Here is a 15,695-nt window from a genome sequence, read left to right as displayed (position 1 = left end):
AGAAGTCGGGGATCTGGACATCGCGCATTTTCACAACTCATTTAGGATTGCTATACCTTCCACTCTAATGTTTATCGCCGCATTTCCATCACGATCATTAGGTTAAAAAGATGGTTATTTTGAAGCTTTGGAAATTTTTCTGCAATGGGTTGATGCAAGCTTCTTTACTGCAATCCTAAATAATCAGAATAACCAAGTAATAAAACAAAGCTAATTGCATAGGCAACACAAGAGTATTGATGAATCTATTGCGGTTTGTATTGGGTCAATGCCAAAATATACATATATAATTTTCAACCAAAATAATCGGGAAATAAAACTATGAGTGTGAGTGTGAAAGTACTAGAATTGTCTGGAATTTTAGATGGGATTAGAGGTAATGAGCTACGTCGTGAAGTTAGCAATATTGTGGACAATGGAGCCGATATTTTGTTGCTTGATCTAAAAGAAGTCAAGTTTATTGATAGCTCTGGTTTAGGTGCTTTAGTATCAGCAATGCAAATGGTACGAGCTGCTAATGCTAAACTATTTGTCTGTTCTGTAAGCGATCAAGTCAGGATGTTGTTTGAATTGACTAAGATGGATAGAATTTTTCAAACATTTGCTGACCAAGATGAATTTAATCGCCAAGTATTGGCAACACAATAAGCTGTTAGATAATCCAAAATTAAATATGCACATTTGGCTATCTTAACCAAAGTTAACTTTTACTACAGATAAGTCATCATCAAGGTTATCTTGAGCATTTAAGGTGAGAATCTTCGCTAATAGTTGATTTAGATTACAGGTATCTTTCTGGCTGTATTTGATTAGTAAGTCAATGAAAGCATCGATACCCCAAATTTCACCATCTGACTGATTAATTTCATAAGCACCATCACTAAAGATGTATAAAGTGCTGTTTTGTTCGACATCAAAAATAGCATCCTCGAATTGGACTTCAGGTAAAAAGCCAACTGGTAAATCTAAAGAACTTAGCTGTTTAACTTCGATGCTGTTTATAGAAGTATTAGCTAATAGTAAAGCTGGTGGATGTCCGGCGTTAGCATAAATGAGTTGACGTTTAGGGCGGTGATAAACTCCATACCAAATGGTGAAGTATTTATCACCGTGCTTTCTCATTTGGAAGGCATGATTTAGGGCTTTGAGGACTTCACTTGGTTGACAAAAGTTAGTGTTCGGTAGAGATTGCGATCGCAAAACATTCAGCACCGATACAGATAGGAGGGCTGAACCCACCCCATGACCTGATACATCCAACAAATAAATTGCCAAATTATCCTCGTCAATCCAATGATGGTCAAAGCAATCCCCTCCTAGCTGTGCTGAGGGAATAAACAGATTTTCTGTAGTTACTGCTCCTACAAGCGGTGAGGGTAAAAGCGATCGCACATAAGCAGCAGCCTCAGATAATTCTGCTTCCAAAATTTGCTTTTGAGTTTGCAAATCCTGATTTAATGTCTCCAAAGCTTGCTTTTGACTTTGTAAATCCTGATTTAGCTGGTGTAATCTTAGTCCTGCTCTTACCCGTGCTTTCAATTCATTCATCTCTATTGGTTTAGAGATAAACTCATCTGCTCCAGCGTCAAGTCCTTTAACCCTATCTTCCTCTTCTCCTCTAGCTGCTCCCCTAGCCGTCAATAGAATAAAAAAAGTAGTTGCCAACTCTGGATCTGTTCTAATTCGCCGACACACTTCTAGCCCATCTACTTGGGACATCATCCAGTCACAGATAATCAGAGCAGGATGTAGCAGTTGTGCTTGGATAATTCCTTCTTCGCCATTGCTGGCTACAGTAGTCTCATAACCTTGCCTTTGGAGTGTATTTTTCAGTACTGCTCGTACTGTAGGGTCATCATCAATAACCAGAATTTTAAACATAAATTACAGTTTATTAGGTAAAATAATCAGTAAATAGTTGCTTTAATTTAAGTTATATGCAATTTAACTTTTAATGTATAGTAAAAATACTCAAATTAAATAAACTAATTAACGAATATGATGATTTTAAAATATTTTCTTAGTTAAGAAGTGAATAATAAAATTTATCTCAAAGTCAACACAGACCTGACAGCTTCACCTCAAGTTTTGTCTTGGTTCGAGAATCTGAATCAACCACCTATTCCTGATAAACAAATTTGGTGGCAATGTCAAACACTGATGATAGAAGGCTTTACTAATATTGTTGAACATGCCCACAAAAATTTATCTATTGAAACTCCTATTGAGATGGAAGCTGTGCGTTTAGATGAACAGATAGAAATTCGCATCTGGTCTCAAGGTGAACCCTTTGACTTAGAGCAGCAATTACAGCAAACATCTGAATTTGAAGATAATGATCAAGAGCGCGGGCGTGGTTTAAAAATCATGTCTGCCATTGCCGACAAGTTAAGTTATGAGCGAGCGGTAGATAATCGTTACTGTTTATTTATTAGTAAATATTATTGAATAAGAATTCAGGAGTCAGAATTCAGTAGTCAATATAGGAATCCGCTTTGATTTCTGAACTAATTTGCATAGGCAGGCAATAGGGAATAGGCAATAGGCAACAGGAAAGAAGGCTTCTTAGTTGTACTGAGTTTTTTCAGAAATCAAATATGAGTCCTATATTTCTATTCTGTTAATGGTAGCGGGGCGTTTAGCCCATGACTTCTGAATTGTTTTTTGTTAAAAACTCTTGGATGCGTTTAACAAACTCTTCCAACTCTACAATTAAGTTAGTTGTACCTCGACGTTCTTGTTGGTAAGCTAGTTGTTCTAATTTTTCTGCTACCAGATGCATGGTTGTAACTCCCATATTGGCACTAGCACCTTTAATTTGATGGACTTCGTGTGCTAGTTGCCCAAAATCATGAGATGCGATCGCTATTTTAATTACCTCTAGACGAGGTTGCATATCTTCAACAAATATTTGCAGCAGTTCCAATTCAAATTCTGGGTTGTTTTCTGAGAGTTGGTGCAAGCGTTCCCAATCAATTGGGAGGTCAACTGAATCTACATCTGTTGTAGAAACTGTCTCTGTGACAACTGTTTCTTTTGCCTTGAATATCACATTTCCCCAACGCTCTAGCGCCATCGCCAATTTTTCTTTGATTACTGGCTTGCTCAAATAGTCATCCATTCCGGCATCTAGACACATTTTCTGGTCTTCTTTCATAGCATTAGCTGTCATGGCAATTACCACAGGACGACAACCACTGGCAAACCTGCTTTCTTGCCAACGATGCATTTCTTTTGTGGTTTCTAAACCGTCGAGAACTGGCATTTGGCAATCCATCAGAATTAAATCGTAGGGAATTTTTTCTAATAGCAGCAAAACTTCTTTCCCATTACCAGCGACATCAGCACTGTAGCCCAGGCTTTGGAGTTGTTTCAAGGCCACTTTTTGATTCACCAGATTATCTTCAGCTAAGAGAATTCTTACTTTATGGGAGTTAGGAGAGGGAATCTGGGAGCCAGGAGAATGATCCTTAGTGTTGTTTTCATAAATTTTCAGTTTTAAATCCTGACTTCTGACTTCTGTCTCCTCTTCTAGCTGCGTTCCTAAGATAGTCATGATGGTATCGAAGAGTCGGGACGGCTTAACAGGTTTGACTAAATAAGCCGCAAATCCTATTTTTAGCGCCCGTTGGATTTCATCGCGTTGATTAGTAGAGGTAAGCATAATCAAAGGTAGACTAGCGATCGCTAAATTTGTCTTAATTTGCTCTCCTAAAGTCATGCCATCTATCTCTGGCATTTGCATATCAATCACAACTATGTCATAGAGATTTTTTTGCTTGATGGCTTCCTGAATAGCTTTGAGGGCAATAGTCGCCGAAGCAGCCTGATCTACCAGCATCCCCCAACGGGTAGCTTGATGGTGGATGATTTTGCGATTAGTAGCATTATCATCCACTACTAACAAGCGCCGATTGAGCAAAAGTTCGCGTTCGCCTTCTGAGGAAATAGGGTGAAGTTGCTTGGCGAGGGTTACTTCAAACCAAAACTTAGATCCTTTCCCCAAGCGACTTTCTACACCCATTTCTCCTCCCATCAAAGTCACCAGTTGCTTGCAGATGGCTAATCCCAAGCCTGTACCGCCATATTTACGGGTGGTGGAAGCATCCACTTGGGTAAATGGCTTAAAGAGTTTGGATTGATCTTCAGGGGTAATGCCAAGACCGGTATCTGTGATCGCAAAATAGACGGTGGCTGTAGTGAGCGAAAGCGATCGCAATTCTGCTCTTAATACTACCTCTCCATTGCTGGTGAACTTGATCGCATTGCTGATCAGGTTCATCAGAATTTGCCGTAGGCGGCCAGCATCGCCTTGCAGATGGGTGGGGACGTTGGGATAAATTAACGCGGCAATTTCTAATCCCTTATTATGGGCTGGGGGAGCCAATAATTCCAACACCTCTTCTACACAGGTAGATAAGTCAAAATCTAGAGTTTCTAGTGCCATTTCCCCAGCCTCTAGTTTGGACAGATCCAAAATTTCGTTAATCAGACTTAAGAGAGCATCGCCACTAATGCGAATTGTTTCGATAAAATCCCGTTGCTCCGAATTTAGAGGAGTTTCTAACATTAAGCCTGTCATCCCCAACACAGCATTCATCGGAGTCCGAATTTCATGGCTCATGTTCGCCAAAAAGGCACTTTTAGTTTGAGAAGCTAATTCAGCTTGGTGACGGGCAATTTCAAGTTCTCGTCGCTGTTGAGTTTCTGCGTTTAACATTTGGGCTTGGGCTAAAGCAATACCTACTTGATCAGCTATTTGCCGTAAAAGATGAGTTTCAAAACTAGACCATTGGCGGGAACTGCCGCACTGATGGACAATCAGCAAACCGCAGAGTTCTTCTTTGACAAGAATCGGTATGACCAAATTGGATTTGACTCCAAATTGTTGCAGTAATTCAATATGGCTTTTTTGGGCTGCAACTATATCTAAATCTAATTCTTCAGCAAGCCCCAGTTTCCTTGTTTGACGGTACTGCTGTAGATAGTACTGCTGTATATATTCTGCTTGAAAGTAAGCATCGGTGAGCTTTTTCTCTTTAATTGCCAGCCAGCCAGAAACTACTGCCTCAACAATGGTGGCTCCAGATCCATCAGCCAAAGGTTGATAAATCAAAACTCGATCGCTATGGAGGATTTTTTGTACCTCGGTAACAGTGATTTGGAGAATTTCTTTGATTTGCAAAGATTGACGAATCTTGAGGGTGATTTCAGTAAATAGTTGCGATCGCAAGTTTTGCCGTTGGAGTTCTTCTTCTGCCTGTTTGCGCTCAATAAATTGCCCTACTTGCTCACCAACAGAATTCATCACTATTGCCAAATCTGGATCAGCTTGCTGGATCTCGTGGCTAAAGCAGGTAATGACACCGAGGATTTTTTTACCACTACGGATCGGAAAACCGAAAGCTCCGTGCAGTTCTGCTTCGGCAGCGATTTGAGAGCGGATGAAACTCTGATCTTTGACGACATCAGCAATCCAAACAGGTTCAGCAGTAGCCCAGACACGACCAGGTAGCCCAATTCCTGGTGCAAACGTAGTCTGCCGACTGAGGATGTCAAATTCTTGGATTTTGTAGGATAGTTTATACCATGTATTTACCCAGGTCAGTAGATTTGCTTGCTGATCTACTATCCAAAATTCACTTAGCTCCCATCCCAAACTTTCGCAAATTCCTTGCATAATTTGCGGCATGGCTTCGTTGATTGTAGTAGACTCTGCTAAGACGCGGGTTGTAGCATACTGTGCTTTCAAATGCTGTTCAGTTCGTTTGCGTAAGCGCAGTTCCTCATAGACATCGCTGATGTCAATACCTGTGGCAACAATGTATTCAACGTTACCCTCATAATCTTGCAAGGTAGTGTTAGTCCAGGCAATCAGCCGCCGACTGCCATCTTTAGTTACCCAATAACTTTCGTACTCTTTAGGCGCTTCACCAGATCGCAACTGCTCAAAAACTGCTTTAACTTGCTCTACCTGTTCCGGGAGTAGAAACAGATTCCAGAAATGCCTGCCTCTCACCTCATCAAATGAGTAACCAGTTGTTTGTTCACAAGCTTGATTAAAGCGAAGAATTTGCCCTTGTGTGTCAATAACTATGACCAAAGCGCTAGCTGTGTCAAGGACTGCTGAAATAAAGTTGCGTTCTGTGTTTAGTGTTTCCTCTGTGAATTTACGCTCTCTAACCTCGCGATAAATGAAGTAGTAAACTATAGCCAGAATTATAAAACTTAGACAAATAGCGATCGCTAGTGTCAAAACCGTATTGTTAGCACTGGCTTTTGCAGCTTGTGACTGCTGTTGAAGCAACCTTCTATCCTCATGCTCGATCTCATATATGAGCTTGCGGATATCATCCATGAGATATTTTCCCTGATTTGTCTGGATTACCTGCAACGCCGCCTCGAATCCCTGATTTTGACGCAGGTATATAGTCTGCTTGAGTATGGCAAGTTTTGCAGCTATTAGAGATTCAAGGGTTGTAAACTGCTTTTGTTGATTAGGTTGATCTGTGATTAAATCCCTCAGTTCGACAATTTTTTGATCGATGTTTCCAATTACTACTTGATAAGGTTCTAGATAACTTTCTTGTCCAGTCAGGATATAACCACGTTGTCCAGTCTCAGCATCCTTCATCTCGGACAGTAATTCTTCCAGTTTATTGATTTTCTCTTGAGTTTTTTGTACCTGATTTTTAGTATCAATCAATATACGTGTGTTTTGATAAGAAATCACCCCAATCAAAACTAAAATTGCCGATGCTAACCCAAACCCTCCGGCTACTCTTTTAAAAAATTGTTTGCTTCCCTTCTGTGCCTGTTTGCGTGTATTACTTGCCAATACCAAACTTGCTAAAGTGCGCCGCATTTCTAGTTGCTTGATTACCTGGCGACCGAGAATTCGTAATGCTTCCAGTTGTTCTGGAGAGAGGTTTCTTGGTATATGGTCAATTACACAAAGTGTTCCTAGTGCATATCCTTCAGAGTTTGTCAGTGGTACACCAGCATAAAACCGAACATTCGGGTCAGAGGTGACTAGCGGGTTTGTTGCAAACCTTTCGTCTTGTGTGGCATCAGGCACAACAAAAACTTCAAGTTGCATAATTGCATGGGCGCAGAATGCCACATTTCGGGGTGTTTCTGGGGCATCCAAACCAACTTTTGACTTGAACCACTGGCGATCGCTATCAATTAAACTGATTAAGGCAATAGGAGTTCCACAAATATATGAGGCTAAACGGGTAAGGTCGTCAAAGGCAGCTTCCGAACGAGTATCAAGGATTTTATACTGCAAAAGAGATTCGATTCGCTGTGTTTCGTTATCAGGTAATGGTGATTTCATTCTTTAGCCTTATACCATTTTGGATTTTAGATTTTAGATTTTAGATTATTTATAGGTTTTACCTCCTGCCCCCTGCCCCCTGCCCCCTGCCTCCTGCCTCCTGCCTCCTGCCCCCTGCCTCCTGCCCCTGCCCCCTGCCTCCTGCCTCCTGCCTCCTGCCCCCTGCCTCCTAAAATTTGACCCGCAACTGTCCTGTCAAGGAATTACCACCGTAGGCACTTCCCCCAGTTTCTTGATTGCGGACATTACTAAAGCTATAGCCCAAGTCTGCTTCTATATTGGGCGACAGTTTTACCGTACAGCGCGTTTGATAGGTATTAGCGTTGTCAAATTCTCCTTTAAGTCGCTGCCGTCCTAAGTTGGCTGCGAGACGACAGCGTAAGAAATTAGCAATATCTCCCTCCCAAGCCACCTCACCGTTATAAACTAGGAAATCTGGTGGAGAAAAATAGCCACTTGTGCGTTCTAAATCGCGATCGTAACTCCAAGTAAATAAGTTAGCTGCCAGAGAAAATTGCCCGAACTTACGCTCTAACCTACTAAAAGACTGCACCTCAGAATTACCATCGTTGTAACTACCCAAACGCAATGATGAAAACAAGCTGGTGTCACGGTCAATCTGCCAGTATAAATCAGGCCCAAATCGCCAAGCAGTAATTTGATTCTCTAAAGTTCGGGCATTGGATTTATAAGGCCCTTGTTCTAAATTACCTGATAGTATTACTGCCGATAGTAATTGACCTGATGACGAAACTTGCGGCGGCGAAATGGGAGCCTCCACCTTAGCATTGAGATTAATAGCTGTGGGTAAACGATTGAAGACATCGACTCCGCCTGCTGTTTGTAGAGTCACTTGCCCTATTTTTCCTTGCCATCCAATTTGCAAGGGAAAATTGGTTACTGATTCAACACCGCGTTGCTCAAAGAAATTAAAACCTGTCTTGAAAAATATTTTGTTGCCATTATTCAATCGAAATTTAATTGTTGGTTCGAGGAAAAAATTGGTTTGGCCAAAGTTGTCTGTGTCATAGCGATAATTCGTATCAATGCTTTCCAAAACGGCATCCGGCATTTCTGGTTCAGTGGAAGTTGTTGGTGGGCTGGAATTCTGCGGTGGTTTGGGTAACACTGGCGGTAATCGCAGATCGGGATTGAAGTTTTCGGGTGCTGCCATCAAAAAGGGTATTGAAAACTTTAAGTCACCGAAATTAGGTTCATTTTTAGCAAAGCCAGATGCTCTGGTGCGATCGCTTTTGCTAGCTTGCAGACTCATTGGCGCAACCTTATCAGCCCAATCCGTCGTTTTGACTTCTCTGTAAGTTCCAGACTCAGGATTTACTTTGGTGACTTGCTCGGTCAATTCTGAAGGTGATTTCCAGGTCTGATGTGCTTGAGCAGCTTGTAACTTAGCTTCTGATAATGTCCAAATACCTATGCTACAGATTACTCCCAATTGAACCTGTAGGCATCCCAAAATAAACTCAGTGTACAAACTATATGGAGAAACAAAGAGATAACATCTAAAACTATTTGCCATCGGTCGATACTATATTTGTAAATAAAAAACTTGCTGCCAAAAAGCTTTCTGGCTGCTAGCTGATGTATTCGGTTTGGGATTATGATGCCCAAAACATTTGCTTGTTAAGACATGGCAAAGGAAAAAAGCCGTTACTAAACGGAGGAATGATTAGCTAAACACAAGTATTGATTGATGCTTTAAGTAAGCAAGTAGCAGAATAATTTATGGCTCTCAGTATTACTTCGGACTTAGAATAACTTTACCGAGAGACGAAAGGTACTGCCCAATACGCTTGGGTTAAGGGCTAATTGTACAAAATTGTGGGTTTTCGAGACGCGATAAATCGCCGTCTCTACAAGTGTTTTGGTCTTATCTGAACTGTATTGAGGTACTGCCAGAAAACAAATTATCTTCTAAATAAATCACAAAGTAAGCTAATCAGCCATTCCCATGCAGAGCATGGGAATGAGAGAACAATGGAAAATCGAACTTGTGGCAAATCACAGTAGCGGATTTCTGAGATTTGGCGGGATATTTGAGTGGATAGTTACAAAAAAGGCAGGAGGCAGGAGGTTATGAGTATCAATTGAAACTTTAGTTCTGGGTTATTGCCCAGTTAATAAAAAGAATTATACCGAGACGCGCAGCGCGTTAGCGTAGCGGCACGAAGTGCGGTATAAAGCGTCCTTACTTCAATCCCTCGTTTTTAAACATGGGTTCCTCCTGCCTCCTGCCTTCGACCTCCTGCCTCCTGAATGTGATTTTGATCAACTACCAACAGTTCTAGTTAAATCTGCTGCTTTCATCTCAGAGTTTTCAGCATTGTCAACCTCAAGAGTTCGGAGCAATTCTCGAATTACATCTGTTGCTGGTCTTCCTGTCAAAGCACAGTAGCATTCAAGTTTCTTCATTTCCTCGATTGTGAGATTTACTGTTAGTCGTTTAACAGCCCATTTTTTATTCATGATCCTCTTTTGTCTTGAATATGTTGCTTTTTATTGAAATCACCAAGTCATTATGATTACTCCCGTAGTGCATAGCCTACACCACGGACTGTATGAATCAAACGCTTTTCATTATTTTCTTCTAACTTGAGTCGCAAATAACGAATATAGACTTCAATAATATTAGAATCGCCCATAAAGTCGTAACCCCAAACTTTCTCTAAAATTTGGTCTCTAGTAAACACTTGACGAGGATGTGAAAGGAGATATTCTAATAAGTCAAACTCTTTTGCTGTTAACTCAATGCTTCGTTTTGTCCGAAAAACTTCACGGGTGCGGCGATTTAAGCTTAAGTCTTCAAATTGCAGCACATCTTCGTCTGTTTCTTGCGTGCGGCGGAGATGAGCGCGAATTCTAGCTAGTAGTTCCTCAATGCTGAAGGGCTTAACTACATAATCATCGGCTCCTGCATCTAATCCTGCCACGCGATCGCTCACTTCATCTTTTGCTGTCAGCAAGATTACTGGTACTGTACTGCCTGTTGCTCGCAAACGCCGACAAATTTCCAAACCCGTCAAACCTGGTAGCATCCAATCCAGAATCGCTAAATCTGGTGATGAGTCTCGCGCCAAGGTTAGACCAGCAATGCCATCATGGGCTACACTTACTTTGTATCCTTCGCTACTAAGCTCTAATTCAACAAATCGCGCCAGTTTAACTTCATCTTCCACCAAAAGGATATGTGCTGTCATATTTTTGCTCCTAAAGCAGGTAATGTGAGATAAAAGTGCTACCATAACCTGGCTTTGAAAGTACGGCAACTTTGCCTTCCATACCTGATGCTCAAATTTCTCTGTCATCTATACTATGTCTGCAACCAAATAATTGAGTAGCAATAATTCAGGTTGTAAGGGCATCATACTGTGACTTGCTCGTGCTAGATCCAATAAGTTTTGCAAAATCTGAGTCATGTGATCTGCTTCCGAGACAGCCATCTCTAAAGCTTCTTGTTGGCTATCTGTGAGCGAATCTAAGAGATTGTTTGAAAAGTAGTTAGTTGTGGATTGTAGGCACTTATTGATCCTTCCTAACCCACACCAGTCGCTCCACTTGGCGAGTCTCCCCATGAGTAAGTGGCGTGGATTTAGGGGGATCTAAAACGTTTTTATACTGGACAGAAGACTTTTAAAACATCCTCTTACAGCCGCCATATTTTTCTAAGGCTTTGCAAAGAATCTTCTTGTCGCTGCTTGATAACTTCTGGAGTCCATTCAGAGTGCTGTAAAACTTGGGTTGTCAGAACAAAAGCACAGATCCCTTTTTTGCCAACAAAATACTTCTCTTTCTTTTTGTCAAAATCATAATTTTGTGCCTCGGCATTCTTGTTTCGAGACAGTAATGCCAAATTACCTATGCGATGCACATACTGGATGCGTTCTTCTTCATTCGGAAACCACTGAAGCCACTTACTGTCTTGGCTTGGATTCTGAGGAAGTACGTGTTCAACTGTAATAACTGAATAGTCGTAACTTGCTTCCCCTTGGGAAAGTGTAGAGTCAAGGCGCAAAAGAACATATTGCCTAATTCGCTTGATAAGATATAAATCTCCATCAAGAGTTTTAACGATTCGATTGATTTCTTGAGGAGTTAGCTGTAAGGGTGACTCAAGTGCATATAGATCGACATTTTCTTCAATAGCGGCAATAACTTTTGCATACCGTCCGATGCGGTCGTTAATGTCTGCCCGTAAAATCAATAAGCCTGCTGCTAATCGCTCAAGATCGGTAAAAAACTGTTTTAATTTGCTAGGAGTCTGTCTATTTTTGGAAAAATATAGAATTGCTGGTGGAACCCAATCAAAGTTGTCTATTTGATTTAGCCACTTAAACAAAGAATTAATTTTTTCTGCATCTTTATCACTTTGGTAATTGGCCGTATTGATAATTTCTAAAGCATCAGAATAAGGCTTTAATATTTCATCAATAAATTTATGTGGCTCTATCTTAGGCAATATGTCTTCACTAAATTCCTTGAGAGCAGTCTTACGCGGTTTAGCTTTACGAGCAATCATGCGGATATGGGCGAATAACTCTTGAAATTTCTCTCGACCTAAATCTTCTTCTTCAGTTTCCCAAATTCTTGTGTATTTATCCTGTTGAAATTGATCAATTTTTCCAATAACCTCTGATTTAAGGAAATCACTAAGTGTTAAGTCTAAACCACGCGCATTTAGAATAGAAAATATGCGATAAGCTGAATCCAGATCAGGTGTGGAAACAACTACTAAGAAACAACACGTCATTAAATAGTGACTAAAACGACTTCGCTGTTGCTCAGAAAGTTTACCTAATTGGTCAAGGAAATAACTTGCATTAGCTTTAATATTTTTCTGACTATCGCTTAACTGGAAATTATCAAGTTTCAGAAGTTTATCTAACCCCTCTTCGCATTGTACATAATCACGAAAGAAATCTTCATCTCTTTCTCTTAATTTGAGGCGATAACAATCAGATGTTCCCTCAAACTCATCGCCTTCTTGATAAATATATTTTGTAAGTTTTGATACGTTCTTTTGACTGAATAAATTTCGTAAAACAGATAAAAGAATTGTAATAGTCGTCAGACGTTGCTGGCCATCTACTACATCTGCTTTAGAAGCATCTTCACTTTTAATTAAAACTATACTTCCTAAAAAATAAGGGTTGGCATCAGCTACAGCTTCTGAACCATCCCCTAAAAAAGACAACAGATCATTTAGCAACTCACTTGCTTGGTCTTTCGTCCACGCATAAGGACGCTGATAAGCCGGTATGGAAAAGGCAAAGTCGTTACTAAAAACCTTGAATAGTGCTTTTTCTGTGGCGTGAATAGATACTGACATAAATTTCAAGTACTACCTGAGTATAATGTGATGCTACATTCCCTAATCAGACGCAGTTTAACTCACTAATTATTGCGATCGCCAGACTTAATTAACTCAAGTTATATACAATGAGCGAACCTACGGTTTTTTACTTACTTTTGGGAATTCTAAATCTAATAAGCTATAGAAACCGTAGATGTCTATGACTAAATTTCAGATATGTGACTCAAGACAATGGCAACTTCTGCCCTTTGTAACAGGTCACAGTATTATTCTTTTTACCAACATTTTGTTATTTTCAGAATCAAATGCGGCAACTGCTAGGCAGTATCCGGTAAACATTGCACAGATCAAGCAGACAAGTGATGGAACTCTTGTGGCTGCTGAACTTGCATATAAAGAGGGAAAGCAACTATATGAGCAAGGAACAGCAGAATCTTTGCTACAAGCGATCGCAAAATTTGAGGAATCACTTTCACTATATCGTCAAGTGAGCGATCGCTCCGCTGCACCAAACCTACGCTCCTTAGAAGCTGCTACCCTTGTTTATATTGGCAAAATCTACTCAAATTTAGGACAAAAGCACCAGGCACTAGATCATTACAAGCAATCCCTACCTCTATCTCAACAAGCTGGGGACAAGCAAGCCCAAGGTACTACCCTGAATAACATTGGCAAAATCTACTCAGAGTTAGCAGAAAAGCAAAAGGCGCTGGATTACTACAACCAATCCCTATCCTTAAGGCGACAAGTGGGAGACAAAAATGGTGAAGCTATAAGCCTCAATAATATAGGCTCCGTCTACCATTTCTTAGGAGAAAAGCAAAAAGCGCTCGATTACTACAACCAATCTTTGTTAATCAAGCGACAGGAAGGAAACAACGCAGGGATAGCAACTACCCTGAATAACATTGGCAAAGTCTACTTAGACTTAGGAGAAAACGAAAAGGCACTCTCATACTTTAGTCAATCTCTGTCGTTATACCAACAGACTAAAAACGCAGAGAAAGAAGGGATACCAACTGCTTTGAGCAATATTGGCACAGTTTATTTAGAGTTAGCAGAACAGCAAAAAGCTCTCTCATACTTCAACCAAGCCCTGGTTTTATACCGACAGGCGGGAGACAAAGGAGGGATAGCAACTGCTCTAAACAATATTGGCAAAGCTTACTCAAATTTAGGAGAATACCAAAAGGCGCTAGATTATTACAACCAATCTCTGCCTCTGTATCAACAGACGGGGAACAAAGCAAGGGAAGCTCGTACACTCTATAATATCGCTTCTGTTCAACACGATGGAGGCAATTTTCAAGCTGCCCTGACTCAGATAGAGGGAGTCATCAAAATTGTTGAAGACCTCCGCACCAAAATTAGCTCTCAGGAACTCCGCACTTCGTATTTTGCCACAGTGCAGAATTATTATGAGTTATACATCGATTTGCTGATGCAGTTACACAAACAACAACCATCACAAGGATATGATGCTCTGGCACTGCAAACCAGCGAACGCGCCCGCGCCCGCAGCCTTTTGGAACTGCTGACAGAAGCTAATGCCAATATTCGCCAAGGTGTGGAACCCAAGTTACTCTCTCAAGAACGCGACTTGCAGCAACAACTTGATACTTTAGAAAAACGCCGGATACAACTATTAGGTGGTAACCACACCGAAGCGCAGGCACAAGCTTTAGAAAAAGAAAATGAGACACTTTTAGAACAGTATAAGCAAGTCCAGGCACAAATCCGTGCTACCAGTCCGCGTTATGCGGCACTAACTCAACCCCAGCCTCTCTCACTGGTGCAAATTCAGCAGCAAGTACTTGATGACAACACCCTACTTTTAGAATATTCTCTGGGGGAAAAGCGTAGTTATGTTTGGGCCGTTACGAATAAGAGTATTACCAGTTACGAACTTCCCAAGCGTGCAGACATTGAAGCTACTGTCCAAAAATTCCGTCAAGAAATTACTACCCCGTATCTGAGAAATAGCCCATCTATAGATGTTTTATCTCAACAAATACTTGCACCAGTGACTCAGCAACTGCAAAAGAAACGTTTAGTGGTTGTCAGCGATGGCGCTTTGCAGTATGTCCCATTTGCGGCTCTAGCGACACCACGAAGTAGCAGCTATGAACCATTACTGCTCAATCACGAAATCATCACTCTACCCTCAGCCTCTACATTAGCTATCCTCAGAAGCGAACACAAAGAACGCAAATCTGCTCCTAAGAAGTTAGTTGTGTTAGCAGATCCGATTTTTAATAGTGATGATGAGCGTCTCCAAGGTAAAGTACAACTGTCTCGCCCACCTGTAGCAGAAAACAATTTAGACAACCTAGCTTTAACAAGATCCGCTAAAGACTCAGATATTAACTTTGAGCGTCTGCGTTTTACACGCCAAGAAGCCGAGCAAATTCTTTCTCTTGTACCTGTTAGCGATCGCAAGCAAGCCTTTGATTTTACCGCTAGTCGTACCACTGCTAGCAGCGAAAACTTAAATCAATATCAGATTATCCATTTTGCTACTCATGGCATTCTCAACAGTAAGCATCCAGAATTATCAGGAGTGGTGTTATCGCTATTTGACGAGAAGGGAATGCCACAAAATGGCTTTTTGCGCTTGCACGATATTTTTAACCTCAATCTGCAAGCAGAACTGGTGGTACTTAGCGCCTGTAAAACCGGATTGGGAGAAGAAGTTAAGGGAGAAGGATTAGTAGGGTTAACCAGAGGGTTTATGTATGCAGGCAGTCCGCGAGTCGTGGTGAGTCTGTGGAGTGTGGATGACCAGGCAACATCCGAACTCATGAAGGTATTTTACAAAAAGATGCTGCAAGAAGGATTAAAGCCAGCAGCAGCATTGCGGACAGCTCAAATAGAAATATGGCAGACTCAAAAATATACCGCACCTTATTATTGGGCAGCTTTCACTCTACAAGGTGAATGGAAATAAAGAGGCAAGGGAGCAGATTTTTCTTCAGATTTTCTTTATTCACTCAATGTTGCATTTTATTAACTATCTGTTACATTACT

10 protein-coding genes are annotated in these 15,695 nt (G+C 40.9%); 3 read left to right on the top strand and 7 right to left on the bottom strand.

From position 1 onward, the window contains the following. Positions 1-321: 321 nt before the first annotated feature. Positions 322-648, top strand: a complete 327-nt coding sequence (locus tag ABF638_RS12705; protein WP_435023054.1) for an STAS domain-containing protein — start codon at positions 322-324, stop codon at positions 646-648. Between the two features lie 42 nt (positions 649-690). On the opposite strand, the gene ABF638_RS12700 is transcribed toward ABF638_RS12705, so the two are convergent. After that, positions 691-1,881: a SpoIIE family protein phosphatase gene (locus ABF638_RS12700; protein WP_435023053.1), complete on the bottom strand. Its 1,191-nt coding sequence runs from the start codon at positions 1,879-1,881 to the stop codon at positions 691-693. Positions 1,882-2,031: 150 nt separating this feature from the next. Here ABF638_RS12700 and ABF638_RS12695 point away from each other — a divergent pair, with 150 nt between their 5' ends. Next, positions 2,032-2,448: an ATP-binding protein gene (locus ABF638_RS12695; RefSeq protein WP_435023052.1), complete on the top strand. Its 417-nt coding sequence runs from the start codon at positions 2,032-2,034 to the stop codon at positions 2,446-2,448. Between the two features lie 190 nt (positions 2,449-2,638). Here the strand turns inward: ABF638_RS12695 and ABF638_RS12690 are convergent, their stop codons facing one another. The 6 genes from ABF638_RS12690 to ABF638_RS12665 form a co-directional block, all read right to left on the bottom strand. Next, entirely contained in the window at positions 2,639-7,339 is a 4,701-nt protein-coding gene (locus ABF638_RS12690) for a GAF domain-containing protein (protein ID WP_435023051.1), read from the bottom strand. A gap of 169 nt (positions 7,340-7,508) precedes the next feature. Continuing rightward, positions 7,509-8,876, bottom strand: coding sequence for a hypothetical protein (locus tag ABF638_RS12685; protein WP_435023050.1), 1,368 nt, complete (start codon positions 8,874-8,876; stop codon positions 7,509-7,511). 749 nt (positions 8,877-9,625) lie between these two features. Further along, positions 9,626-9,823 carry a CopG family transcriptional regulator gene (locus ABF638_RS12680; protein ID WP_181927641.1) on the bottom strand — a complete coding sequence of 66 codons (198 nt, stop codon included), beginning with the start codon at positions 9,821-9,823 and terminating at the stop codon, positions 9,626-9,628. Between the two features lie 56 nt (positions 9,824-9,879). After that, complete coding sequence (locus ABF638_RS12675) at positions 9,880-10,554, bottom strand: response regulator transcription factor (protein WP_069073362.1); 675 nt, start codon at positions 10,552-10,554, stop codon at positions 9,880-9,882. 108 nt (positions 10,555-10,662) lie between these two features. Further along, positions 10,663-10,929 (bottom strand): histidine kinase dimerization/phospho-acceptor domain-containing protein, encoded by a 267-nt coding sequence (locus ABF638_RS12670; protein WP_435023049.1) that lies wholly within the window; start codon positions 10,927-10,929, stop codon positions 10,663-10,665. Between the two features lie 71 nt (positions 10,930-11,000). Further along, positions 11,001-12,683: a DUF262 domain-containing protein gene (locus tag ABF638_RS12665; protein WP_435023048.1), complete on the bottom strand. Its 1,683-nt coding sequence runs from the start codon at positions 12,681-12,683 to the stop codon at positions 11,001-11,003. A gap of 178 nt (positions 12,684-12,861) precedes the next feature. Here ABF638_RS12665 and ABF638_RS12660 point away from each other — a divergent pair, with 178 nt between their 5' ends. Beyond that, complete coding sequence (locus ABF638_RS12660; protein WP_435023047.1) at positions 12,862-15,615, top strand: CHAT domain-containing protein; 2,754 nt, start codon at positions 12,862-12,864, stop codon at positions 15,613-15,615. Positions 15,616-15,695 lie beyond the last annotated feature (80 nt).

The organism is Nostoc sp. CALU 1950 (assembly GCF_051172895.1).
Classification (GTDB): domain Bacteria; phylum Cyanobacteriota; class Cyanobacteriia; order Cyanobacteriales; family Nostocaceae; genus Nostoc; species Nostoc edaphicum_A.
The sequence above is the reverse complement of the archived record's forward strand: the minus strand, read 5'-3'. Positions and strand labels throughout refer to the sequence as shown.

Bases quoted from the DNA above. Each gene is read 5' to 3' on its own strand.
- ABF638_RS12680 (WP_181927641.1), bottom strand. From the start codon at position 9,823: ATGAATAAAAAATGGGCTGTTAAACGACTAACAGTAAATCTCACAATC.
- ABF638_RS12675 (WP_069073362.1), bottom strand. From the start codon at position 10,554: ATGACAGCACATATCCTTTTGGTGGAAGATGAAGTTAAACTGGCGCGA.
- ABF638_RS12685 (WP_435023050.1), bottom strand. From the start codon at position 8,876: ATGGCAAATAGTTTTAGATGTTATCTCTTTGTTTCTCCATATAGTTTG.
- ABF638_RS12665 (WP_435023048.1), bottom strand. From the start codon at position 12,683: ATGTCAGTATCTATTCACGCCACAGAAAAAGCACTATTCAAGGTTTTT.
- ABF638_RS12660 (WP_435023047.1), top strand. From the start codon at position 12,862: ATGTCTATGACTAAATTTCAGATATGTGACTCAAGACAATGGCAACTT.
- ABF638_RS12705 (WP_435023054.1), top strand. From the start codon at position 322: ATGAGTGTGAGTGTGAAAGTACTAGAATTGTCTGGAATTTTAGATGGG.
- ABF638_RS12690 (WP_435023051.1), bottom strand. From the start codon at position 7,339: ATGAAATCACCATTACCTGATAACGAAACACAGCGAATCGAATCTCTT.
- ABF638_RS12700 (WP_435023053.1), bottom strand. From the start codon at position 1,881: ATGTTTAAAATTCTGGTTATTGATGATGACCCTACAGTACGAGCAGTA.
- ABF638_RS12670 (WP_435023049.1), bottom strand. From the start codon at position 10,929: ATGGGGAGACTCGCCAAGTGGAGCGACTGGTGTGGGTTAGGAAGGATC.